We start from the raw sequence: 23,805 nt of genomic DNA on the forward strand, positions 1-23,805 counted from the left end.
AGAAAAGGCCAGCATTGCGCTGGCCTTTACATTTATTTGGTGCGGAAAGCGGGACTTGAACCCGCACGAGCTATGCTCACCACCCCCTCAAGATGGCGTGTCTACCAATTCCACCACTTCCGCGAAAACTTTGTTAGTTTGAACCTTCAGCGTCGTTAGACTTTGGTACGTCTGTTACATCGCTTTCAACAACAGGAACATCACTTTGAGCTGCATCTTCAATAACTGGTACGTCTTGATCAGCTGGTAGCTCTACTGGCTCTTCTACTGCCGCTGGAACTTCTAGGTTGTTCCACTCATCTTCTGCGCTTTCACGGTTTGCAGTCATTGCACCCAAAGAAAGGCTAATTAAGAAGAACAAGCCTGCTAATATAGCGGTTGTACGAGTCATGAAGTTACCTGAACCTGATGAACCGAAAACAGTGTTTGAACCGCCTGAGCCAAATGAAGCGCCCATATCTGCACCTTTACCTTGTTGGATCAATACAAATCCAATAAGTAATAGCGCTACAATTAGGTATGCTACTAATAGCACTTCGTAAATCATAAATACCTCGTCAGTTTGCCGCTTGGCAAATTGAAATAAAATCTTCAGCTTTTAAACTGGCTCCGCCAATTAAACCGCCATCTACATCTTTCTGTGCAAATAGGGTTTCAGCATTATCTGGCTTAACACTACCACCGTACAAAATACGAAGGCCTTGAGCCAATTGTGCGTCTACTTTATTAAAGTAGCCGCGAATAAATTCGTGTACTTCTTGTGCTTGCTCAGGGCTGGCTGTTTTACCAGTACCAATTGCCCAAATCGGCTCGTATGCAATAACAGTTTTGCTGAGTTCATCTACCGACATGGCGCTAACTAGTGCATCTAGTTGCTCGCCAACAAACGATTCAACATCACCTGCTTCTCTCACTTCAAGTGGCTCACCTACACAAATGATGGGTACGACACCTGAAGAAACACATTGCTTTGCCTTTAATGCAACAAGTTCGCTTGACTCGCCTTGGTCTTCTCGTCTTTCTGAATGCCCAACAATTGCGTAACCGCAACCTGCTTCTTTAAGCATTTCAACTGACAACTCACCAGTGTGAGCGCCGTTATTTAGATGACTTACGTTTTGAGCACCAATGGCAAACGAATGGGTTTCAAATGCGTGTAAAAGAAGTGAAGGAGCGCAAATAACGATTTCCGAATCAGCTTTTACATTCGCCAGTTTTTGATTAAATTCAGCAACTAATGCCAAATTTCCGTTCATTTTCCAGTTGCCAGCCACGAATGGCTTTCTAAGATTTTCACTCACAACGCAGACCTTAGCCCTGTCTTCAAAGCGGGCGTGATATTAACTATTTAATTGAGAAGATACAAGCACAAAAAGCAAAATTTCCTGCTACGCCAACTAATTGGCGAGATTACGAACAGTTTCAGCAATATGCTCTGCCCATTTGTGAGATTGGCTTTCGTCATTCGACTCAACCATCACACGAATTAACGGCTCAGTACCACTTTTACGTAGAAGTACCCTGCCCGTTTTACCTAACGCAGACTCAGCCTCTTTCTTAGCATTTTGTACATTGCTGTGTGCTAAATAATCCACTTCTTGGTTAGCGTACCTCACGTTAACTAACGTTTGCGGGTACATTTCAAACCCACTTGCTAAGTCGTGTAAGTCCATGTGCGAACGAAGCATTGCTGCAAGCACTTGAAGCCCAGCTACAATACCGTCACCCGTAGAGCTCATATTAAGATTGAGAACATGACCAGAGTTTTCACCGCCAATAGACCAGCCTTTTTGCTGTAGCAGCTCCATCACATAACGGTCGCCAACATTACTTCTTGCGAAAGGAACACCAAGCTTTGACAACGCATTTTCAAGGCCTAAATTGCTCATCAACGTGCCAACGACACCACCCTGCATTTTGCCGTTCTTAAGCGCGTCGCGGGCAATGATGTAAACAATCTGGTCACCATCAAGCACATTACCAAGGTGGTCTACCATCATAATGCGATCGCCATCGCCGTCTAGGGCAAAGCCAAGATCAGCGCCGGTCTCCTTAACCTTTTCAACAATCGCATCCATTGAGGTTGCGCCCACACCGTCGTTAATGTTTAAGCCGTTAGGCGCTGTACCAAGTTCAATAACCGTAGCACCTAACTCTCTCAATACATTGGGGGCAATGTGATACGTTGCGCCATGTGCGCAGTCCACAACAATTTTAAGATCTGTCAGCGATAATTCTGAAGGGAATGTCCCCTTACAAAACTCAATATAACGACCCGCAGCGTCGTTTATACGCGTGGCCTTACCCAGCTTATCAGATGCCACACATGTCATTGGACGCTCAAGCATATCTTCAATCGCTAATTCGATATCATCATCAAGCTTAAAGCCTTGCGCTGAGAAAAATTTAATGCCGTTGTCATAAAACGGATTATGTGACGCACTAATCACTATCCCTGCTTCTGAGCGAAATGTTTTGGTGAGATAAGCAATGGCTGGCGTTGGCATGGGGCCTAGCAAGCCGATATTGATACCAGCAGCCGATAAACCCGCCTCTAAAGACGACTCTAGCATGTAGCCAGAAATACGCGTGTCTTTACCAATAAGTACTTTGTTCGTCCCTCGTCCGGCAAGGACCTTACCTGCTGCCCACCCGAGTTTTGTAACAAACTCTGGGTTGATATTGCTCTCGCCTACCTTTCCGCGGATACCGTCGGTGCCGAAATATTTGCGCTGCGTCATTATTATTCCTTATTTTACTGAATTCAGCATTTTCACGATATTGACAGCATCAGCTGTTTCTTTCACGTCGTGAACGCGAATTATCTGTGCGCCCATTTGGGCGACAATTGTAGCGAGGCTTATGCTTCCCGCCAAGCGCTCATCCACTTTTCTATTTAGCAAATTGCCAATCATCGACTTGCGAGACATGCCTACTAACACTGGGTAACCCAGCTTCATAAGCGATGGCAAGTGTTTCACCAACGTATAATTATGTTCCAGTGACTTTCCGAAACCGTAGCCAGGGTCGAACAAAATCTTGTCTTTAGCAATGCCCGCTTCTTCACACACTTTGGTACGCGCGAGTAGAAACTGACCCACATCATTCACTACATCATCATACTCAGGGCTTTGCTGCATGGTTCTCGGTTGCCCCTGCATATGCATTAAACAAACAGGTACTTGTGCTTCAGCTGCTACTTGCAATGCACCAGGCTCTTGTAAAGCGCGTACATCGTTGATTAGCCCCGCGCCGGCTTTCACCGCTTCCCGCATAACGTCGGCCTTGCTGGTATCAATAGAAATAACACATGAGGTATTTTTAGCTACGGCTTCAATAACGGGTATTGTGCGATCAAGCTCTTCCTGCAGCGATACGTCGGGCGCGCCTGGCCTTGTCGATTCACCACCTATATCAATAAAAGTTGCCCCTTCTTCAATCATGCGAAGCGCATGGTCAAGGGCTTGAGATACATTTGTGTGCTTGCCGCCGTCAGAAAATGAATCAGGAGTAACATTTAAAATGCCCATTACCTGAGGCTGTGACAGATCTATGAAGTACTTACCAAACTGCATGAATTACCTGCATTATCTTTGTTTTGAAATTACCGTATTTCTTAGTCAGAAAATATGTTGAGAAATGAAGCTTTAAAGCAAACTGATTTTGACCCGCTGTCTTAGCAATGAAACCTACTTAAAAATGCATGCTCTTTGCCTTGTTGCTTGCTGAATTCTTTGGTTAGTTCTTCGCCGTGATTTTTTCATTGTTCTTTGCAAAGAACAGTGTGAAGTGAAGCGTAACGAAATAAATAACTCAGCTGACACAGTGACATAAACTGTAAGTCAAATTCCCAGGTTAAAATCAATCAGCTCTAACAAAAAACGCCAGTTAAACTGGCGTTTTTCAATGGATGTAGAAGGTTAGCTTGGAATATCGCCCGGCTTACCTACCGACGGTTTGTCTACACCGTCATTTTTAATTTCACCTTCACGAACCGGCGCACCACCACTTGGCTTATCGCCACCCGATGGCTTGCTGTCATCCCAGTCAGCAGGAGGACGAACGTCAGTGCGGTTCATCAGATCATCAATTTGCTTAGCATCAATGGTTTCGTACTTCATCAGTGCGTCTTTCATTGAATGTAAAATATCGATGTTGTCTTCAAGGATCTTTTGAGCGCGCTCGTAGTTGCGGTCAATCAGTGACTTAATTTCCGCATCAATGGCACGTGCTGTGTCATCAGACATGTTTGTTGCCTTAGACATAGACTTGCCTAGGAACACTTCACCTTCGTCTTCAGCGTAAAGCATTGGGCCCATTTTGCTCGACAAGCCCCATTGGGTGACCATCTTACGTGCAATTTCAGTTGCGCGTTCGATGTCGTTAGATGCACCCGTGGTTACTTTGTCGTCACCATAAATAATGGCTTCAGCAATACGCCCACCAAACAAGCTAGAAATCATACTTTCTAAGTGCTGTTTAGAGTGGCTCACTCGGTCTTGCTCTGGTAAGTACATGGTCACACCCAGCGCGCGACCGCGTGGAATGATTGACACTTTGTATACCGGATCGTGCTCTGGCACTAAGCGACCTACGATAGCGTGACCCGCTTCGTGATACGCTGTCATTTCTTTTTCAGGCTCAGACATCACCATAGACTTACGCTCAGAGCCCATCATGATTTTGTCTTTCGCTTTCTCAAACTCTTCCATAGAAACAAGGCGCTTGTTGCCGCGAGCAGCGAACAATGCAGCTTCGTTTACTAGGTTAGCAAGGTCAGCACCTGAGAAACCTGGTGTACCGCGAGCAATAACTGACGGTTCTACGTTATCAGCCACTGGCACTTTGCGAATATGAACTTTAAGAATTTGTTCACGGCCGCGGATGTCAGGAAGACCAACCACTACTTGACGGTCAAAACGACCTGGACGAAGAAGCGCAGGGTCTAGTACGTCAGGACGGTTAGTTGCCGCAATAACGATAATACCTTCATGACCTTCAAAGCCGTCCATTTCAACAAGCATCTGGTTAAGGGTTTGCTCACGTTCGTCGTGACCACCACCTAGACCAGCACCACGTTGACGGCCTACCGCATCGATTTCATCGATAAAGATGATACAAGGCGCCGCTTTTTTAGCTTGCTCAAACATGTCACGCACACGAGATGCACCTACACCCACGAACATTTCAACGAAATCAGAACCAGAGATAGTAAAGAATGGTACTTTCGCTTCACCGGCAATGGCTTTTGCAAGCAACGTTTTACCTGTACCAGGAGGACCTACCATAAGTACGCCCTTCGGAATTTTACCGCCTAGCTTTTGGAACTTAGACGGGTCGCGCAGGAAGTCTACCAATTCAGAAACATCTTCTTTCGCTTCGTCACAGCCTGCTACGTCAGCAAATGTTGTCTTAATTTGGTCTTCACCAAGCAAGCGAGCTTTGCTTTTACCGAATGACATCGCGCCACGGCCGCCGCCACCCTGCATTTGACGCATAAAGAAAATCCATACACCAATAAGCAGTAACATGGGGAACCATGAAATGAAAATAGACGTCAGAAGAGACTGCTCTTCTGGTGGTTCACCGTACACTCTTACGTCGTTCTTAACCAAGTCAGATACTAACTTGTCATCGAAGTAAGGTACGAATGTTTGGAAAGTTTCGCCTGAACGCTTAGTACCTCGAATTTCGCCACTATTATTGATGCGAACTTCTCGAATATTTCCCTGTTCTGCTTCTCTCAAAAACGTTGTGTAGTCAGTTTGCGAACGAGACGATTCACTCGGTGAAAAGCTCTGGAAAACCGACATTAAAACAACGGCGATGACTAACCATAAGATTAAATTTTTTGCCATATCGCTCAATGCTACTAACCTCTATAAACCCGAATTGCTTGTATATTCAACAAGTTGTTTATTGAATAAACGACACAACTCGCAACGAAAACCGCTTATCTCAAAGCGTACTACACTTTATACCCACAAGCCACCAAATACACCTCTCGCGAACGTGATCTGGACGAGTCAGGCTTACGCGTCTTTATGGTTGTGAAAGATTGTTTAAGTGCGTTCATGAACTCAACAAACCCCTCACCTTGGAACACCTTTATGACAAACGAACCACCAGGCTTTAACACTTGGTGACACATATCAAGCGCTAGTTCGCAAAGATACATAGAGCGAGATTGGTCAACCGACGCGTTACCTGCAAGGTTCGGTGCCATATCAGACAACACAATATCTACGGTGTTCCCACCGATTCTGTTCAATAGTGCGTCGAGAACAGCGTCCTCTCTGAAATCACCTTGTAAAAAGTCTACGCCCACGATTGGGTCCATGGGCAAAATATCGCACGCGATAACTTGACCATTGTCGCCAACGAGCTGTGCGGCTAGCTGTGACCAGCCCCCCGGTGCAGCACCAAGGTCTACAAGTGTCATTCCTGGTTTAATAAGCTTATCTTTTTTCTGAATTTCTTCCAGTTTATAGATAGCTCGCGAGCGCCAACCTTCCTTATTTGCTTTTTGCACATAATGGTCGTTAACGTGTTCTTGTAGCCAGCGTTTACTGCTGGCGGAGTGTTTCTTTTTTGTCATTCCAATACAATGTCATTAGGATTGTAGAGAAGATGGCGTTAGAATACGTTATTTCAAGCATAAACTAACAGATTAATTGTAAGAAATATTACTTCATGAAACTTTCAAATAAACAGAAACAATTCCTAAAAGGCCTTGCACACCCTTTAAAACCTGTTGTGCAGCTAGGTGGGAACGGCCTGACAGAAGGTGTGGTTGCCGAAATTGACAACGCCCTTAGCCATCACGAATTAATTAAAGTTAAGGTGCCAACAGACGATCGCGAAGAAAAAGCGCTAATCATGGATGCCATTGTTCGTGAAACAAACTCAGTTAAGCTACAGGTAATCGGCCACACGCTAATTATCTACCGTCAAAGCGAAGACTGTAAAATTCAGTTGCCAAAATAGCTGAATATAAGGTGCCGATCCCCGTCGGCACCGTAGTTTTTCTTCTTACTTCCCGTTAACATCATGTTAATAATAGTGAAAAACTAGGGTTTAAGGGAAATCTATGACGCTAAATAATCTTACTGCCATTGTTACTGGCGGTTGCTCCGGACTTGGTCACGCCACTGCTATCGCACTTCGAAATGCAGGTGCTAACGTCAGCCTTTTCGACTTGAATGAAGAGCTTGGCGCACAGCGCGTAGAGGAATTAGGCAAAAACAACACACTTTTCACCAAAGTCGATGTACGCGATGAAACTTCTGTTCAAGCGGCTATAGACGCGACAACCGAAAGGTTTGGCGCCATTTCTTTAGTGGTTAACTGTGCAGGCATCGCTCCAGCTAAGCGACTGCTCGACAAAGAAGGTAATCCGGCGCCGTTGGGTGACTTCCAGAAAACTATCGATATTAACTTAGTAGGAAGCTTTAATGTTTCTCGCTTAGTTGCAGCGACGATGGCAAAGCAATCGCCAATTAACGAGGAAGGCGAACGCGGTCTTATCGTAAACACTGCTTCAGTTGCTGGTTACGAAGGTCAAATAGGGCAAACCGCTTATGCCGCGAGTAAAGGTGGTATTATCGGCTTAACCCTTCCAATGGCTCGAGACTTAGCCCCGTTGGGTATTCGTGTTAACACTATTGCGCCGGGTGTAATGGGCACGCCAATGCTACTTGCTATGCCAGAAAAAGTGCAAGACGCCCTTTCTGCTAACGTTCAGTTTCCTAAGCGCCTTGGGCTACCAGAAGAATTTGCTAAGTTAGTTATCCATATGGCGAACAATAGCTACCTAAATGGTGAGACAATCCGCTTAGACGGCGGGCTGCGCATGCCTCCAAAGTAGTGATTAAGTACATTAATGCTTTAATCAAAAAAACCGCCTTTCGGCGGTTTTTTTTAAAGCGTTATCTATCAGTAATAGTTAACTTTTCATTTTGATTAGCGTATCAGCTTCTACGGTGAAACGATTAAAGAAATCGTCTTCTAGTTCGCCAGTGATGCGTACGCGCTCGCCTTTCATTAGCGTTAGGTAACCATCCGCATCCACAGGTGCGTCCTCTAACTCATCAAGCTCTACTGTGAGGGTGGTATCGCCCACGTCAATTTGTAACGCTTCTTTACCAATTGATTTAACGGTACCTACAAGCACCATTTCTTCATCGTCAAACTCAATGTTACTTGCTGTACTTAAATAAAGGTCTGCCGAAGCCTGATTAACCGACTCAGCTAAGTAAACAGTATCCATACCATCAACAATCACACTCTGAGCAACTAACCTTTCGCTCGAAAACATGCCATCATCAAGACGCGCCGTTACCATGACTTCTTCGCCTTTCATTTTTGCATAGGCATTACTGTCAAGGTCGGTGTCTCTTAACTCAACAAAAATGTTCCCGTCGCCGTAATCTAACGTGAAGAATTTTGAATCTACAGCAGACACCTCACCGGTCAACGTAATCCACGTATCACCAGACTCAGATGTTCTGGACTCAGGTTGCACTGACGCTGAAGCTGCTTGAATTTGCGCAGTTTTCATCTCGTCAACCTTAGCTTGTGCCATTGCAGATGACCCCATCATAGCGAATGAAACCAAAGTTGCTGTAATCGTTCGTTTTGAGTTAAACATCGTAACCTCCTTAAAGGCATCATTGTTATCCATTCGATAATCTCTGATGCAAACCCAATGCCGCGCATATAAATCAATAGCTTAAGTGAAATACACCTAATTTATCTATTTGCTAAAAAGAAAAATATTCCGACTATTGAAGAGATTACACTGTATCCTGCATGGGTATTTGTGGGGTGCTTACCCTTCAGATAAAAGAGTTAAATTAATACGCCTTACTGTGTAAAGTAGTGCTACGGAATTAGGTTAAGCACAGTGGACGGCAAATGTCTCACCCTCATCAACATATTGATACGCCACCTCTTAGTAGTGATGTCGAAAATAATACTGCAGATAAATTAGAAACCGTAGAAACAAAGGATATAGTCACGCCCTATGCGTTTGGCGTGGCTAACTCGCTGTTAGGCAAGCGTCTGGCTACACCTTTTCAACGAGGGTTGGCTCAGTGTATTGACCTACTATTTGTCGCCATTTTGAGCTCACTGGATGCACTGTTTTTGGCTATTATTGCTACAGTGACGTTTTATAAAGCTAGCCGCAACGTAGCCAATCAAAGCCATAAAAAAACTACGCGTTCATTTCTTCGAATAGGTGGAGCGTTCATGCTCTTTTGGACAGTGTTGCTTACGTTAGATGCTGCCAATGAGGCTAATTACTTTCGTGACGATGCAACTGTCAGCAACGTGATCGACTCGCCTAATCGCCCAGGTGAGAAAAATGGTGCGAATGATGATATTGGAGTAAATGAGCAAGTTGTAAATAAAGGTGTGCATGACAATGGCCTACAGGAAGCTGAAGGTATTGAAAGTGACCTAGCAGATTTCGATGACGCAACTTCAGAGCCCTCAGCAAACACATACAGCATTGTCGCGTGGATCAAAGGGTTAATTACTGAGCTTGGCTTAGGCTTTGGTTGGGCCGCGCTTTATTACAGCGTGTTTACCGCTTGGTTTAACGGAAAAACACCAGGTAAACGACTGCTAAATATACAAGTACTCAAACTCGATGGTTCTGGACTGTCGCTATGGGAGAGCTTTGGTCGTTATGGCGGTTATGGTGCGGGTTTAGCAACTGGCTTGTTGGGATTTGTGCAAATTTACTGGGATCCTAACCGACAAGCTATCCAAGATAAAATTTCAGAGACTCTGGTCATCAGCACCCGCAATTAGCGCGCTCTGGTACTTGCGTTTAACATTGAATGGCTGTGTGCACGTTCTACTGAAAAAACGCTTCTTTATAAGCGCATCAATCAAGATTAATGCAAAAATCAAGAAGCGCGTCTCGACACTGCAAGTACGCGCTTCGTTCTTATCTATTCGCCATCTCCACCATTAACAATGAGCGCAATATTGTATAGACGGTTTACGGCATGGTAATTGATTGAATTTTTGGGGTAACGACCTTTACTACTTATTTTACCCGCTTCCTGTTCCATCAAAATAGAAAGCGCATCATCAACGGTCTCTACAGTGTAAATATGGAACAGCCCTTTTTTCACTGCGTCGATAACGGTGGCATCTAATACCAAATTAATCGCATTTGATTTAGGAATAATCACGCCCTGCGTACCGGTAAGGCCGCGGTGTTGACACAAGTCGAAAAAGCCTTCTATCTTTTCGTTCACACCGCCAACCGCTTGCACTTCACCATACTGGTTTATGGAACCCGTGATAGCCAAGGTTTGTAAGCAAGGGATTTCAGTCAACGCAGAGATAAGCGCAACCAGTTCACCAAGGGATGCACTATCGCCATCAATATGTCCGTATGACTGCTCTAGCGCTATATTTGCCGATAGGGTTAACGGGAAATGCTGGGCATACTTGTTGCCCAAGTAGCCGTTTAGCAACATAACGCCTTTTGAGTGAATAGGCTGTCCAAGCTCTACCTCACGCTCAATATCAACGACACCACTTGCGCCGGCAAATACAGTAGACGTAATGCGTGCAGGCGTACCAAATGCAGTGTCACCAATATCCAATACCGTTAACCCGTTTACTTTGCCTACCGCTTTTCCTTCAGTGGCAATAAGCACGTGCCCTTCTTTAATATCGTTTAATAGTGTTTGGCTGACACGGCCGGTACGACGCTTCTTGGCACTTAATGCTGTTTTTAAATGATCAAGTTCTAGCGTGTCGGCATTAGATTTCTGGCAGAAATAATAGGCTTCATTAACTAGCTCGATAACTTCAGCGAAGTGCGCAGATAGCTTTTCTTTATGTTCAGCCATTCTTAACGAGTACTCAACTAGCCTGCACATCGCGTTAGCGGTAATGCCTTTAAGTCCTAACTGAATAAGGTGCGCACGTACTTTGCCCACGAAATCAAAAAGCGCCTGTCTGGTGACGGGAATTTCCAAATCAAAATCCACCAACACTCTAAACAGTTCATCAAACTCGTCATCGTAATCTTGCAGCGTGTAGTATAAATCACGCGAGCCTAACAGAACGATTTTCACATTTAAGTCGATGGGCTGTGGATTGAGCGTAATATTGTTCACCATACCCACATCTTGCTGGGGTAAGTCCATGCGCAAGCGCTGTGACTTGATGGCAAGCTTAAGAGTATCCCACACGAAAGGTTGTTCAATAAGTTGGTCGACATCCAACAACAAATAACCGCCATTTGCACGATGGAGCGCACCGGGCTGAATCATGCGATAGTTGGTAAACACGCTGCCGTGAATGTTGGTGTACTCTATTTTGCCAAACAAATTTTGATAAGTAGGGTTCGGCTCATAAATAACAGGGGCTGCGTCATCGAGTTTATTCGACACCAAAACGTTAGGAAGAAATTGCTCTTCTAAAAATACCTTCTTGTCGAAGTCATCACTCTTCTCTTCTTTCTGCTCTTCACTGTGAATGACTAAGATAGCATTGACTAATGCAGTTTTAAGCTGCTTGAGGTACTTCATTACCCCTAGCTCAGATGCGTATTTGTGTTCAAGCACTTTTAGAAGCGGCTTAATCCCCTGCTCTGCGGTCTTTTTGTCAAGCTCACGCAGACGCTCAGAGTTTTCGCGTTTCCACGTAGGCAGGCTTAACAGGCCTTCGCTTAACCTATTTTCTAGTTCGTCAATAAGAGTATAAAACCCTTCCCGTTGTGCGTCAGTTAATGACGCAAACTCTGTGTCACTTATTGGCTTGCCGTTAACGATAGGTGAAAACGTAATAGAGCCACCCTCTTCGTACAGCGCAACATCATTCGCTTGTGCGTAACGCTCTACCGCATCGATAGCCGCATCGTACTTTTGCTCGAACTCTCTGGAAATTGACGCGCAACGGCGCTGATATCCCGGGTTATCAAAGGCAATGGGCAGTGAGTCTAAGACATCGTCAATAAGCGCAGCCATGTCCTTGTGGAATGCTTTTCCACCACCGGGAGGAAATTTTAGCGCAACAGGTTCGCGCTCTTCGTCAAAATTGTTGATATAACAACAATCATCAGGCGCCGGTAGCTGGGCAACTTGGCGTTCAATGTAATCCTTCACTAGAGTGAAGCGCCCCGTAGCGGGCTCACCCATCACATAAAGATTATAGCCTTTGGTGTTAATACCTAACCCAAACGTAAGTGCTTCACGCGCACGCTCTTGCCCAATGAAGGTCGCATTTAGCGCTTCATCATCTTTTAAGGCACTGTTTATCGCTCGGCGATTTATGGTAGGTGAAAGCGCGTCTACATCTAACGCATATAATTTACTGTCTACAGACATGTCTGTTCTATCTTTGTTTCTTTACTTAAGTGAAACCCTAATTAACATTAGTGTCAAACGCTTATCCTGAATAAGGCAGCTTTGCATCGCTAATTGCACAACAAACAACCACCTTCATGATTTTAGAGAGGAATTGACAAGCACTACGAGCTTTTTGCGGCCTTCATTAGAACTGATACCTTGAGGCACAAGGTGTAGCGTTTAATTAAGCCGAAAAGGAGTTAAATACGAAAGAACTTACTTCAATTTAACTGCTGCATTTATTTCTGCCACATAATTTGGATCGGAGCATTAAAATCACAGCGTTAAGAAAAGCGCGCCAAGGTCAGAGCCGTAAGGACAATGTGGTCAAGACAAAGCTCTGAAGAGTCCTGTAACAGCAAGGCTTTAAAGTAGGTAGCAACGCAAGCTGCTTTCAATTACCTTAGAAAACACAAAACCGAAATTCGTTTTGGCGACGAGACTAGGTTTCGCGCGCAATAACCAATGAACAAAAACAGGGTAATAACAATGACAAAAAAATTGAAAACTCGCTCACCCCTTCTGCTCACTTCCTCTTTCCTTGCTACCTTTCTGGGTACGGCATTTTCTTCAATGAGTATCGCTAACGTAAACTATGCAGATAACTCAGGGTTTTCTATCACCAATGAGAGTGAAAGCTATGCGCCAGTTGAAGTCGTGTACTCTCATTTTATTCAACATGTGGATATGTGGTGGCCGAAAGACCACACATGGTGGAAAGGTGCTTTGCGCATAGATGAGCAGGCTGGTGGCTGTTTCTGTGAAACGACAGACACGGCGAGTGCAGCGCATATGCAGGTAAGCTATGTTGAACCGAACAAAAAAGTGGTGATGACAGGTGGCTTAGGCCCGCTTCAAGAGATGGGTATGTCAGGTGCACTGACATGGGAATTCAGCACAATAGCATCGAGCACTTCATCGGATGCAAACACACAAGACGGTCGCATACCGAAAACTAAAGTCACCCTTACCTACCACGCCTCAGGCAATATTCACTTTAATGGTCAAAAAGCATCTAACGAAGACGCCGCCAATTTAGTTCGAGTAGTAGACAAAGTGCAGGCGCAACAACTAAATGCGCTAACCGCGTTTAGTGACAATAATTAGATGCGACACCGGGGCCTGTTTATCGACAAGATAAGATGGCGCCAAGATAAAGTAAGATGAGCAAATGGGGCGTGTTCTGGTGTTCAATCGACGAAAACCGTGTCATTAATGCTCACTTTTCAAGCAAGCAATAATAAATATTGCCAAGTTCGGTGTTAAGCTATTGAGGCATGGCTTAGCGCTGGGTTATTCTATTGGGCTATATGTATGTTAAGTGGGTGAAACCCACGCGCGGTTAGTTGGCGTTGCTACAAACTCGCCTTATGCCGCCCCATAAACGTTTTAACTTTTAATGCGGAAGCCTAAGTTTCATGGCCGATAATCAGTACAATCCGAAAGACATTGAACAACGCGTTCAGCAATACTGGGAAGAAAACCAATCGTTTAAAGCAAATGACGACGTAGAAAAAGAAAAGTTCTACTGCCTGTCTATGTTCCCATACCCTAGTGGCCGACTTCACATGGGCCACGTGCGCAACTACACCATTGGTGACGTGATCAGCCGTTTCCAGCGCATGCAGGGTAAAAATGTATTGCAGCCTATGGGTTGGGATGCTTTTGGTCTTCCGGCTGAAAACGCAGCAATTAACAACAACACTGCGCCTGCGAAATGGACATACTCAAATATTGATTACATGAAAAACCAACTTCGCTCGTTGGGTTTCGGTTACGACTGGGATCGCGAAGTAACCACATGTAAATCAGATTACTATCGCTGGGAACAGTGGTTCTTCACACGCCTCTACGAAAAAGGTCTTGTTTACAAGAAAAACTCTACTGTGAACTGGGACCCTGTAGACCAAACTGTTTTGGCTAACGAGCAGGTAATCGACGGTCGCGGATGGCGCTCTGGTGCGCTGGTTGAGCAAAAAGAGATCCCTCAGTGGTTTATTAAAATTACTGACTACGCCGAGGAACTTTTACAAGACTTAGAACAGCTTGAAGAATGGCCAGACCAAGTACGCGCAATGCAGGCAAACTGGATTGGCCGCTCTGAAGGTGTTGAAATTACCTTCGATTTAGCGTCAGCGGTTAACGACATTGCCGATTTGACGGTATATACCACGCGTCCAGATACCTTTTACGGCGTTACTTACGTTGCAGTGGCTGCGCAGCACCCTCTTGCCGAATTCGCAGCAAAATCGAACCCAGATTTAGCGGCCTTTATCGACGAATGTAAAAACACCAAAGTTGCTGAAGCTGAATTAGCAACCATGGAGAAGAAAGGTTTCGCCACGGGTTTTGAGGTTGTTCACCCACTAACCGGTGAAAAGCTTCCAATTTGGGTCGCTAACTTCGTGTTGATGGACTACGGTTCAGGCGCGGTAATGGCTGTTCCTGGCCACGACCAGCGCGATTGGGAATTTGCGACTAAATACAACCTACCTATTCAACAAGTCATTGCGCCAAACGCAGGTGATGAAGATAAGTGCGACCTTACCGCCTCTGCATTTACTGAAAAAGGTAGCTTGATCAATTCAGCTAAGTTCGACGGTCTTGAGTTCGATGCCGCATTTAATGGTATTGCTGATGAACTTGAAAGCAAAGGCTGTGGAAAGCGCAAAGTAAATTACCGTCTTCGCGACTGGGGCGTAAGCCGTCAGCGCTACTGGGGCGCACCTATTCCAATGCTAAATTTGGAAAACGGTGAATCTGTTCCGGTTCCTGCTGACCAACTACCGGTTGTTTTGCCTGAAGACGTAGAAATGAATGGCGTTACCTCGCCAATTAAAGCTGACCCTGAGTGGGCAAAAACCACATACAATGGCGAAGCCGCGTTACGTGAAACGGATACCTTCGACACCTTTATGGAGTCATCGTGGTACTACGCGCGCTATGCCTGTGCTACTAACAACGACGCCATGCTTGATCCAACATCAGCTAACTACTGGTTACCAGTAGATCAGTACATTGGTGGTATCGAGCACGCTATCTTGCACTTACTTTACTCGCGTTTCTTCCACAAATTATTACGCGATGAAGGCTTGGTAAACTCTGATGAACCGTTCAAGCGTTTGCTGTGTCAAGGCATGGTATTAGCTGACTCGTACTATCGTGAGGACGCGTCTGGTAAGAAAACCTGGTTCTCGCCTACCGAAGTAAGCACTGAAAAGGACGACAAAGGCCGTATTGTTAAAGCATGGCTAACCGCTGACGGTGAAGAAGTTATTCACGGCGGAATGACGAAAATGTCTAAGTCGAAGAATAACGGTATCGACCCGCAGGAAGTTATTGATCAGTACGGTGCCGATACGGTGCGTTTATTTACCATGTTTGCTGCGCCACCGGAGCAAACCCTTGAGTGGGTAGACTCTGGTGTTGAAGGTGCAAACCGTTTCTTACGTCGTATCTGGAAATTAGTGACCGAACACGTTGAAAAAGGCGCGCCAGAAGCGATTGATGTTAAGGCACTGTCGAAAGACCAACAGGCTCTTCGCCGTGAAGTACATAAGACCATTGAAAAGGTGTCTGATGACCTAGGCCGTCGTCAAACCTTTAACACTGCGGTTGCAGCGGTGATGGAATTGTTAAACCACCTTCAAAAAGCACCACAAGAAAACGCGCAGGACATCGCAATTATGCGCGAAGCCTGTGAATCTATCTTGTTGCTTCTAAACCCTATTACGCCGCACATCGCTCACGAGCTATGGAAAGTGTTGGGTCACAGTGAAGATATCGATTTAGCGCCATGGCCACAAGCTGATAAAGCCGCATTGGTTGAAGACGAGAAGCTTATCATTGTTCAGGTTAACGGTAAGGTGCGCGCTAAGATGACAATTGCTGCTGATGCAAGCAAAGAGAGCATTGAAGCATCTGCGAAAGAACAGCCTAACGTTCAGCAATTCATCGAAGGTAAGACCATTCGTAAAGTGATTGTTGTGCCTGGCAAGCTTGTAAACATTGTAGCTAACTAGGTCAGATACTGATGAAAAAGCACTTACAATTCGCAGTCGCTGTGTTGGGAACCGTCTTGGTTACTGGCTGTGGCTTTCATTTGCGAAGTAGCCCTAGCCTACCCGACGACATTAACACCGTTGCTATTGAAAGTGCCCGAGCACACGCGCCGTTGGCGCGTGCGCTTGACAAACGCTTAAACGTTTACGGTTTATCCAGTGTTAGTGTAGATAAAACATCGCGCTCTAACCAAAACGTAAACATCTATTTGCTTCCAGAGAAATTAGAACGTCAGCTGCTGTCGGTTTATCCTTCGGGTCAAGTTGCTGAATATGAACTGATATATGTTGTGCGTTACCGCGTGCAGTTTCCTGGTAAGGAAGCGGTAATGGTGCAATTTGAAGTAGTACGTGACTATCAAGACGACCCTGACCAAGTGTTGGCAAAGTCTCGCGAACTTGAATTGATGCTAAGTGAAATGCGCGATGAAGCCGCTGATATCATGATCAGACGCCTTTCCAGTCAGGCAGCCGCTGCACCAAATGCATCAACTTCCGTTAGTCAGTAAACATCAGAATTTTTCATGCAGATTTATCCAAACCAATTTAGCCAAGATATCACCAAGGCACTTCGCCCGTGCTATCTGGTGTTTGGAGATGAACCCCAGCAGAAGTTTGATGTCATTGAGCAAATACGCGCTAAAGCAAAAGCCAATGGCTTTGAAGAGCGTACAGTACTTGTTGCTGAAACGGGCTTTAACTGGAATCAGTTGATTGAAGCCACGCAAAGCATGTCGCTTTTCTCAAGCCAACAGTTTATTGAACTAGAGCTGCCTACGGGAAAACCGGGCACTGAAGGCAGTAAAATGCTGCAAGAAGTCGCGGCATCATTAAACCCCGATATTTTGTTGCTGGTTCACGGCCCCAAAATTGGCAAAGACGTGCAGCGCGGCAAATGGTTTAAAGTGCTTGATGATTTGGGCGCGTCGGTATTGTGTTACCCGTTGGAAGGCAAGCAGCTCAATGCATGGCTAAACCAGCAGTTAAATGCCCACCAACTCTCCGTATCAGCGTCGGGTGCTAAGATGATTGCTGATTTCTGCGAAGGCAACATGCTTGCTGCTAAGCAAGAAATTGATAAGCTCGCCCTACTCTATCCACACCAGTCTATTTCAGACGAACAAATTGAAAAGGCGATGGTCGATCAGTCGCGTTTCAACGTGTTTCAACTAGTTGACGTTATGCTTAGCGGCGACAGTACCCGCTGCATAAAAATGCTATACCGATTAGAGAGCGAGGGTCTGGAGCCTAACATCATTATTTGGGCGCTGATTCGAGAGTGGGAGCAGTTATGGAAACTAAAACTAGCGCAGCAAAGCGGTGCCCCCATTCAGTGGCAAAAATTCGGTATTTGGCGTAATAGACAAGGTTTTTATCAAAGTGCCTTGAATCGTCTGAGCGTCGCGCAGCTAGAAGACATCCAAAAAGCGTTGACTCAGTCAGATCATGCATTCAAACAAAATGTCATTGCCCGCCCTTACGTCGAAATGTGTCACTTGTGCATGATGTTCATGGGTATGGACCTTCGCGAAATTCCTTTGTTACAGGCATAATGGGCAAGTCTAAGTGAGTTTTTCCGGCGCTTCTCGAGCAACTCCAACGGTGAAAGCCATTCTTGGTGGTACATTTAATCCGCCGCATAAAGGCCATATTGGTGCGGCACTAAAAGCGGCAGATGAAATTGGCGTAAACCACGTTCATCTCATGCCTTGTAAATTAGCTCCGCATAAGTCAGTAGGTGTGTCAGAAAGCCATCGGGTAAAAATGATTGAACTTTGCGCCCAAAACAATGACAGACTTATTCCAGAGTTAATTGAACTGACGCTTCCGTCACCCTCTTATACAGTTAAAACACTGCGTGCACTTAAAGAGAAAAGCGATGACACAATCTGTTTTTTCATTGGCGCAGATTCACTGTATAATCTGGACAAATGGTACGAGTGGGAACACCTGCTCGATTATTGTCACTTAGTGGTTATGCGCAGAGACGATGAGAAATTTTCGCCTCCTCCCGCAATACAAGCTTGGTTAGATTGTCATGTGGCTAACGATAAAAGTGTTATTCTCGCAAAGCCTGCAGGCCATGTAGTGTTAACCAACACACCGCTTTTTAGTGTTTCATCTACTGAAATTCGTGACGTACTAGCAAGTGCTGCCACGTCCGAGAAATCGGGTACGCCAAACAGCTCAAATGCTGACCTATCTAACTTATGGTTAGAAGAAAGCGTTTTAGATTACATAAACGAACATCAGTTATATAAAAGTTAAGTAAGTGAGGAAAACTCTTGGAGAGTCAACAGCTCAAACAGTTTGTTAAAGACAAAATTGACGATATGAAAGGCCGTGATGTTATTGAACTAGACGTTCGCGGCAAATCAAGTATTACAGATACCATGATCATTTGTTCAGGTAACTCAAAGCGCCACGTTTCATCTATTGCAGAAAATGTCATGGTAGAAGCGAAGAAAGCGGGCCACGCACCTGGAAGCGTGGAAGGTAAGGAAACCGGCGAATGGGTTCTGGTTGATTTTGGTGATGTTATTTTGCACGTTATGCAAGATGAAACCCGTGATTTCTACCAGCTAGAGAAACTGTGGTCGTAGTGGCGTAAACGCCTGCTATAAACATGCAGTAACACGGTCAATAAAGGCCATACTCAAATGCGTATGGCCTTTATTGTATAAGTGAAATACTAATTCCTGCGGTAAGGGTAAAAGAAGTGCGTATACAAATCGTCGCGGTCGGAACAAAAATGCCAAGCTGGGTAAGTACAGGCGTGGATGAGTTTATTCGTCGTTTCCCTAGCGACATGCCAGTGTCCTTTACTGAAATACCCGCCGGAAAGCGAGGCAAAAACGCCGATATTAAGCGCATTTTGGAAAAAGAAGGCGAGCAAATGCTAGCCGCTATTCCCAAAGGAAATCGCATTGTTACGTTAGAAGTAACAGGTAAACCCTGGGACACTCCCACGCTTGCTAAACAACTCGACAATTGGAAAATGGACGGGCGCGACGTAAGCCTGCTTATTGGTGGTCCAGAAGGGCTAGCACCAGAATGTATTGCAGCGTCGGAACAAAAGTGGTCCTTATCAGCCTTAACTCTACCCCATCCACTTGTTAGGATCATTCTTACAGAAAGCTTATACCGCGCGTGGTCGGTGACGCAAAATCACCCTTATCACCGTGAGTAATTGGTCGCTTTATTAATGCAAAGGAAGTCAATGCAACGAAAACGTCAAGCAATACGGGACCACTCCGCTGAAGCGAACTTGTTCGCGCGCCGAGCGACCATTGCTTTTATTATTGTTGTGGCCATGTTGGGCATTGTACTTAACAACCTCTATTCTTTGCAGGTCACCCAGTTTGAAGATTATCAAACCCGGTCTAACGGTAACCGAATTAAAGTGCTGCCCGTAGCGCCTAACCGCGGTCTCATTTATGACCGTAACGGCGTGCTTTTAGCCGAGAACCGTCCGGTTTTCAGTTTGGAAGTTATTCCAGAGCAAGTGGATGATATTGAGCAAACCCTTGCAGATCTGACCGAGTTAATGAGCATCACCAGCGATGAAATTGAACGCTTTCAATCTACGCTTAAAGGAACGCGAAGATTTAAACCCGTTGCGCTTCGCACTCAGCTAAGCGAAGAAGAAGTAGCGTTATTCTCTGCCAGCAAACACAAATTTCCAGGTGTTCAAATTGAAGCGCGTTTAGCTCGTCATTACCCTTATAAAGAAACGCTTACCCATGCACTGGGTTATGTTGCACGCATTAACAAGCGAGACTTACAAAAACTTGTTGAAGCAGGCCAAGAAGATAATTACGCCGCAACCCACGATATCGGTAAGCTAGGCATAGAGAAATACCACGAAGAGCTGCTTCATGGAAAAGTGGGTTATCAGCAGGTCGAAGTAAACAACCAAGGCCGAATTATTCGTGTACTCAGTGTTGAGCCACCAACACCGGGCAAAGACATCGTACTTAACCTGGATTTAGAGCTTCAGTTAGAAGCCCAGCGAATAATAGAAGGCATGCGCGGCGCTGTAGTGGTTACCGATGTTAAAACAGGTGGCGTACTGGCACTTTACTCTAACCCTAGTTACGACCCCAATTTATTCGTGCACGGTATCAGCAGCAAGAATTACTCTGCGCTACTGAATTCGCCAGACCGCCCGCTAATTAACAGGGCGACACAAGGACAATACCCTCCCGCTTCTACCATTAAACCGCACCTTGGTTTTGTTGGACTAGAAGAAGGCATTATCACCAAAGACTACACCATTAACGATACAGGTCGCTATCAATTGCCAAATGTGTCGCACGTGTGGCGCGATTGGCGTCGATGGGGACATGGCAAAGTTAACGTATCAAAAGCAATAGAAGTGTCGTGCGATACTTATTATTACGAGCTAGCGTATAAATTGGGTATCGATAAAATCAGTGAATCTATGTACGAATTCGGATTCGGAGATTTCACGGGTATCGATCTTTACGAAGAGTCAGATGCCAACATGCCTAGCCGAGGCTGGAAACGCGCTCGCTTTAATCAACCTTGGTATATTGGTGACACCATACCCGTTGGTATAGGACAGAGCTATTGGACCACCACGCCGGTACAGTTAAATACATCGGTTAACACGCTGATCAATGCTGGGGAACGCTATATTCCACAAATCATTCGCGGTTATATGAACACCGATAGTTCTGTCGACCTCATCCCACTTAAGTCGCTGCGGCCTATAGAGATCAAGAACCGTAACAATTTAGATGTGGTGTTAAACGCCATGCGCGATGTTGTGAGTGGCGAAGAAGGCGGCGCGCGTCATGCATTTGCAGATACCCCTTACGACTCTGCGGGTAAGACAGGAACAGCACAGTTGTTTACCGTTGGCCAAAATGAAAAATATGACGCTACTAAAATTGATGAGCGTCTTCGAGACAATGCCATGTATGTTGGCTTTGCTCCTTTCAATGATCCAGAGATATCGGTAACCGTGGTCCTTGAAAACGTAGGCGGTGGTAGTAAGAACGCAGCACCCGTCGCCCGTCAAATCATGGATTTCTATTTCAGAGACCGAGTTTTTGAAACTGCCGAAGCTGACTCGGCAAACAGTGATAATGAATTAGGGACGAACTAGTGAAGAGAACCACCATAAACCCTAATAAAATAAGTTTTCTTCAGCGCATTCATATCGATGGATGGCTGTTAGTCGGGCTACTCGTGCTAAGTTGTGTTGGGCTATTTACTCTGTACTCGGCGTCAGGTCAGGATATGGAGCAAATGGAGCGCCAGTTTATCAGACTGGGATTTAGCTTTATCGTTATGTTCGGATTAGCCCAAGCCCCTTTGGGCGTGTTTAGGTTTTTCTCAACCTATGCCTATGGTGCAGGCCTGCTCATGCTAATTGCCGTTTTATTATTTGGTGATATGGGCAAAGGCGCACAGCGCTGGCTAGACCTGGGCTTTATCCGTTTTCAGCCCTCTGAACTGATGAAGCTTGCCGTGCCTATGATGGTTGCATGGTATATCAGTAAATTCACTATGCCGCCACGCACCACCCACATTATCGTTGGGTTTGGTTTGGTGGTCGTGCCCACCATTCTCATTGCAAAGCAGCCTGATTTAGGGACCTCGTTACTTATCGCCAGTTCAGGTATCTTTGCCATATTCCTGGCAGGTATGAGCTGGCGTCTTATTTCAGTAGTGGGCGGCCTCATTGGCGCGTTTGCGCCTGTGATGTGGTTCTTTTTAATGAAGGATTACCAAAAGCAGCGGGTTCTTACTTTTTTGAACCCAGAAAGCGACCCGCTAGGGTCTGGCTACCACATAATCCAATCTAAAATTGCCATTGGTTCCGGTGGTGTAGACGGCAAAGGCTGGTTACAGGGTACGCAGTCACAACTCGAGTTTTTACCCGAACGTCACACCGATTTTATCTTTTCAGTATTCAGCGAAGAGTTTGGTCTTACCGGTGTAATGTGTTTAATGGCAATATACATTTTTATAATTATGCGCGGCCTTATAATTTCTAGCCGGGCACAAGACGCCTATGCAAAATTGCTTGGTGGCAGTATTACCCTTACCTTTTTTGTTTATGTATTTGTAAACATGGGCATGGTGTCCGGATTACTTCCCGTGGTGGGTGTTCCCCTTCCTCTAGTGAGCTTTGGAGGAACATCTATGGTGACTTTAATGGCAGGTTTTGGCATTCTTATGGCCATTGCCACTCAGAAACGTTTAATGTCTAGATAACTTGTATGTTGCAACGCCTTTTTTCGGTACTTGATTTTGTAAAAGCGGGTTTAGTTAATGCGGGTCTTGTTGCCCAAAATCTGGCAAACGGACAGTTCTTTCGCTATGGCTCAGCTGTTTTTATAGTTTTGGCATTAGTGGGATGCCAAAGTGCACCTACACAATCTGGTCGCTATACTCAAAAGCAAGACTCAGCGCCTAAGCACGTTGCCAAAAAACCAGAAACACTTGATGCTGTACCAAAATACGAAGCCTACCGCATGTTTAACAGCAGGCCTTACAAGGTACTGGGCAAGCACTACACGCCAATGGATAGTGGTAAAGGCTATGAAGAGGTCGGCTATGCCAGTTGGTATGGTCAGAAGTTTCACGGTCACTTAACCTCAAATGGCGAAACTTACAATATGTTTGCCATGAGCGCGGCTCACAAAACATTGCCACTGCCCTCTTACGTGCGTGTTACTAACTTGGAAAATAACAAACAAGCGATCGTCCGCGTTAACGACCGCGGCCCTTTTCACGATGATAGAATTATCGATTTGTCGTATGCAGCCGCAGTAAAACTAGGCTACCACAGCAAAGGCACAGCGCGAGTCAAACTTGAAGTTATCCACTTTGACGAACAAAACAATGTGACGGTGGGAAACAATCCAACTGTTACTTACGATGAATACTTGGGTATTGCGGTAGTACCCGCACCGGCCTTGGCAGCAACTTCACCCACACCACCATTAGCCCCCTCTTCGAACACCGCGGATACCAACTCAAGCAGCAGTGAGAAAAGTAGCAACGCGGTAAGTGATGCGATCTATATTCAAGTTGCTGCGCTTTCAAACGCCGAGAAGGCAAAATCTATCTCTAACGTGCTATCGGCGTTATATCAAATTCCCGCTCACCTGCCAGTAGCAGATAACATTTATAAACTACAGCTTGGCCCTATCCACGATGAAGCTGTCGTCGCGGAGGTTCTTGAACAATTAAAGCAAAATGGCTATCCCAACGCTTACGCGATTACACAGACCATGTAGTTGGTTGGGTTGTCGCACGCTCATAAAAACAACGACATTGTGGCAGCATTGTGTCATTCAGCAGGCAATATCACGGTTTCTTCGCCT

21 protein-coding genes and 1 tRNA gene are annotated in these 23,805 nt (G+C 45.4%); 13 read left to right on the forward strand and 9 right to left on the reverse strand.

Annotated elements, in window-relative coordinates:
• Positions 1-37: 37 nt before the first annotated feature.
• The 7 genes from WA381_RS04210 to rlmE form a co-directional block, all read right to left on the reverse strand.
• Positions 38-123: transfer RNA gene (locus tag WA381_RS04210), tRNA-Leu, on the reverse strand.
• A 10-nt stretch (positions 124-133) separates the two neighbouring features.
• Positions 134-547, reverse strand: a complete 414-nt coding sequence (secG, locus tag WA381_RS04215) for a preprotein translocase subunit SecG (RefSeq protein ID WP_156086381.1) — start codon at positions 545-547, stop codon at positions 134-136.
• A 10-nt stretch (positions 548-557) separates the two neighbouring features.
• The gene (gene tpiA, locus WA381_RS04220; RefSeq protein WP_156086380.1) at positions 558-1,301 is read right to left on the reverse strand and encodes a triose-phosphate isomerase; all 744 of its coding nucleotides are present in this window, start codon (positions 1,299-1,301) and stop codon (positions 558-560) included.
• 96 nt (positions 1,302-1,397) lie between these two features.
• A complete protein-coding gene (gene glmM / locus WA381_RS04225) occupies positions 1,398-2,741 on the reverse strand; it encodes a phosphoglucosamine mutase (protein ID WP_014949367.1) in 1,344 nt (447 codons plus the stop codon).
• A gap of 9 nt (positions 2,742-2,750) precedes the next feature.
• Positions 2,751-3,575, reverse strand: a complete 825-nt coding sequence (gene folP, locus WA381_RS04230) for a dihydropteroate synthase (RefSeq protein WP_156086379.1) — start codon at positions 3,573-3,575, stop codon at positions 2,751-2,753.
• 345 nt (positions 3,576-3,920) lie between these two features.
• Positions 3,921-5,867, reverse strand: coding sequence for an ATP-dependent zinc metalloprotease FtsH (gene ftsH / locus WA381_RS04235; RefSeq protein WP_014949365.1), 1,947 nt, complete (start codon positions 5,865-5,867; stop codon positions 3,921-3,923).
• Between the two features lie 101 nt (positions 5,868-5,968).
• A complete protein-coding gene (rlmE, locus tag WA381_RS04240; protein ID WP_014949364.1) occupies positions 5,969-6,598 on the reverse strand; it encodes a 23S rRNA (uridine(2552)-2'-O)-methyltransferase RlmE in 630 nt (209 codons plus the stop codon).
• A gap of 95 nt (positions 6,599-6,693) precedes the next feature.
• Here rlmE and yhbY point away from each other — a divergent pair, with 95 nt between their 5' ends.
• Both yhbY and WA381_RS04250 read left to right on the forward strand, forming a co-directional pair.
• Positions 6,694-6,987: a ribosome assembly RNA-binding protein YhbY gene (gene yhbY / locus WA381_RS04245; RefSeq protein ID WP_014949363.1), complete on the forward strand. Its 294-nt coding sequence runs from the start codon at positions 6,694-6,696 to the stop codon at positions 6,985-6,987.
• Positions 6,988-7,090: 103 nt separating this feature from the next.
• A complete protein-coding gene (locus WA381_RS04250) occupies positions 7,091-7,867 on the forward strand; it encodes a 3-hydroxyacyl-CoA dehydrogenase (RefSeq protein WP_156086378.1) in 777 nt (258 codons plus the stop codon).
• Between the two features lie 78 nt (positions 7,868-7,945).
• Here WA381_RS04250 and WA381_RS04255 read toward each other — a convergent pair whose 3' ends face one another.
• The gene (locus WA381_RS04255; RefSeq protein WP_156086377.1) at positions 7,946-8,650 is read right to left on the reverse strand and encodes a hypothetical protein; all 705 of its coding nucleotides are present in this window, start codon (positions 8,648-8,650) and stop codon (positions 7,946-7,948) included.
• A gap of 266 nt (positions 8,651-8,916) precedes the next feature.
• Between WA381_RS04255 and WA381_RS04260 the strand changes: the two genes are divergently transcribed.
• On the forward strand, positions 8,917-9,819 hold the full coding sequence (locus tag WA381_RS04260; protein ID WP_156086376.1) for an RDD family protein: 903 nt from the start codon (positions 8,917-8,919) through the stop codon (positions 9,817-9,819).
• Between the two features lie 143 nt (positions 9,820-9,962).
• Here WA381_RS04260 and WA381_RS04265 read toward each other — a convergent pair whose 3' ends face one another.
• Positions 9,963-12,359, reverse strand: a complete 2,397-nt coding sequence (locus WA381_RS04265) for a Lon protease family protein (protein ID WP_156086375.1) — start codon at positions 12,357-12,359, stop codon at positions 9,963-9,965.
• A 510-nt stretch (positions 12,360-12,869) separates the two neighbouring features.
• On the opposite strand from WA381_RS04265, the gene WA381_RS04270 reads away from it, so the two are divergent.
• The 10 genes from WA381_RS04270 (at position 12,870) to WA381_RS04315 (ending at position 23,718) form a co-directional block, all read left to right on the forward strand.
• On the forward strand, positions 12,870-13,487 hold the full coding sequence (locus tag WA381_RS04270) for a hypothetical protein (RefSeq protein ID WP_014976415.1): 618 nt from the start codon (positions 12,870-12,872) through the stop codon (positions 13,485-13,487).
• 311 nt (positions 13,488-13,798) lie between these two features.
• A complete protein-coding gene (leuS, locus tag WA381_RS04275; protein WP_156086374.1) occupies positions 13,799-16,402 on the forward strand; it encodes a leucine--tRNA ligase in 2,604 nt (867 codons plus the stop codon).
• A gap of 11 nt (positions 16,403-16,413) precedes the next feature.
• Positions 16,414-16,950 carry an LPS-assembly lipoprotein LptE gene (locus WA381_RS04280; RefSeq protein ID WP_014976413.1) on the forward strand — a complete coding sequence of 179 codons (537 nt, stop codon included), beginning with the start codon at positions 16,414-16,416 and terminating at the stop codon, positions 16,948-16,950.
• 15 nt (positions 16,951-16,965) lie between these two features.
• Complete coding sequence (gene holA / locus WA381_RS04285) at positions 16,966-17,994, forward strand: DNA polymerase III subunit delta (RefSeq protein WP_014949355.1); 1,029 nt, start codon at positions 16,966-16,968, stop codon at positions 17,992-17,994.
• A gap of 13 nt (positions 17,995-18,007) precedes the next feature.
• Entirely contained in the window at positions 18,008-18,709 is a 702-nt protein-coding gene (nadD, locus tag WA381_RS04290; RefSeq protein WP_231506466.1) for a nicotinate (nicotinamide) nucleotide adenylyltransferase, read from the forward strand.
• A gap of 17 nt (positions 18,710-18,726) precedes the next feature.
• On the forward strand, positions 18,727-19,044 hold the full coding sequence (gene rsfS / locus WA381_RS04295) for a ribosome silencing factor (RefSeq protein WP_014949353.1): 318 nt from the start codon (positions 18,727-18,729) through the stop codon (positions 19,042-19,044).
• A gap of 116 nt (positions 19,045-19,160) precedes the next feature.
• Positions 19,161-19,631 (forward strand): 23S rRNA (pseudouridine(1915)-N(3))-methyltransferase RlmH, encoded by a 471-nt coding sequence (rlmH, locus tag WA381_RS04300; protein ID WP_014949352.1) that lies wholly within the window; start codon positions 19,161-19,163, stop codon positions 19,629-19,631.
• A gap of 30 nt (positions 19,632-19,661) precedes the next feature.
• The gene (mrdA, locus tag WA381_RS04305) at positions 19,662-21,575 is read left to right on the forward strand and encodes a penicillin-binding protein 2 (protein WP_075176511.1); all 1,914 of its coding nucleotides are present in this window, start codon (positions 19,662-19,664) and stop codon (positions 21,573-21,575) included.
• Positions 21,575-22,690: a rod shape-determining protein RodA gene (gene rodA, locus WA381_RS04310; protein ID WP_039232696.1), complete on the forward strand. Its 1,116-nt coding sequence runs from the start codon at positions 21,575-21,577 to the stop codon at positions 22,688-22,690. Before mrdA ends, rodA begins: the two co-directional genes overlap by 1 nt.
• 5 nt (positions 22,691-22,695) lie before the next feature.
• A complete protein-coding gene (locus tag WA381_RS04315) occupies positions 22,696-23,718 on the forward strand; it encodes a septal ring lytic transglycosylase RlpA family protein (RefSeq protein ID WP_156086373.1) in 1,023 nt (340 codons plus the stop codon).
• Positions 23,719-23,805 lie beyond the last annotated feature (87 nt).

The sequence above is a fragment of the Alteromonas sp. CH_MED4-4 genome, assembly GCF_037029575.1.
Lineage (GTDB): Bacteria > Pseudomonadota > Gammaproteobacteria > Enterobacterales > Alteromonadaceae > Alteromonas > Alteromonas macleodii.

Bases quoted from the DNA above. Each gene is read 5' to 3' on its own strand.
- secG (WP_156086381.1), bottom strand. From the start codon at position 547: ATGATTTACGAAGTGCTATTAGTAGCATACCTAATTGTAGCGCTATTA.
- glmM (WP_014949367.1), bottom strand. From the start codon at position 2,741: ATGACGCAGCGCAAATATTTCGGCACCGACGGTATCCGCGGAAAGGTA.
- folP (WP_156086379.1), bottom strand. From the start codon at position 3,575: ATGCAGTTTGGTAAGTACTTCATAGATCTGTCACAGCCTCAGGTAATG.
- rlmE (WP_014949364.1), bottom strand. From the start codon at position 6,598: ATGACAAAAAAGAAACACTCCGCCAGCAGTAAACGCTGGCTACAAGAA.
- yhbY (WP_014949363.1), top strand. From the start codon at position 6,694: ATGAAACTTTCAAATAAACAGAAACAATTCCTAAAAGGCCTTGCACAC.
- WA381_RS04250 (WP_156086378.1), top strand. From the start codon at position 7,091: ATGACGCTAAATAATCTTACTGCCATTGTTACTGGCGGTTGCTCCGGA.
- WA381_RS04255 (WP_156086377.1), bottom strand. From the start codon at position 8,650: ATGTTTAACTCAAAACGAACGATTACAGCAACTTTGGTTTCATTCGCT.
- WA381_RS04260 (WP_156086376.1), top strand. From the start codon at position 8,917: ATGTCTCACCCTCATCAACATATTGATACGCCACCTCTTAGTAGTGAT.
- WA381_RS04265 (WP_156086375.1), bottom strand. From the start codon at position 12,359: ATGTCTGTAGACAGTAAATTATATGCGTTAGATGTAGACGCGCTTTCA.
- WA381_RS04270 (WP_014976415.1), top strand. From the start codon at position 12,870: ATGACAAAAAAATTGAAAACTCGCTCACCCCTTCTGCTCACTTCCTCT.
- leuS (WP_156086374.1), top strand. From the start codon at position 13,799: ATGGCCGATAATCAGTACAATCCGAAAGACATTGAACAACGCGTTCAG.
- WA381_RS04280 (WP_014976413.1), top strand. From the start codon at position 16,414: ATGAAAAAGCACTTACAATTCGCAGTCGCTGTGTTGGGAACCGTCTTG.
- holA (WP_014949355.1), top strand. From the start codon at position 16,966: ATGCAGATTTATCCAAACCAATTTAGCCAAGATATCACCAAGGCACTT.
- mrdA (WP_075176511.1), top strand. From the start codon at position 19,662: ATGCAACGAAAACGTCAAGCAATACGGGACCACTCCGCTGAAGCGAAC.
- WA381_RS04315 (WP_156086373.1), top strand. From the start codon at position 22,696: ATGTTGCAACGCCTTTTTTCGGTACTTGATTTTGTAAAAGCGGGTTTA.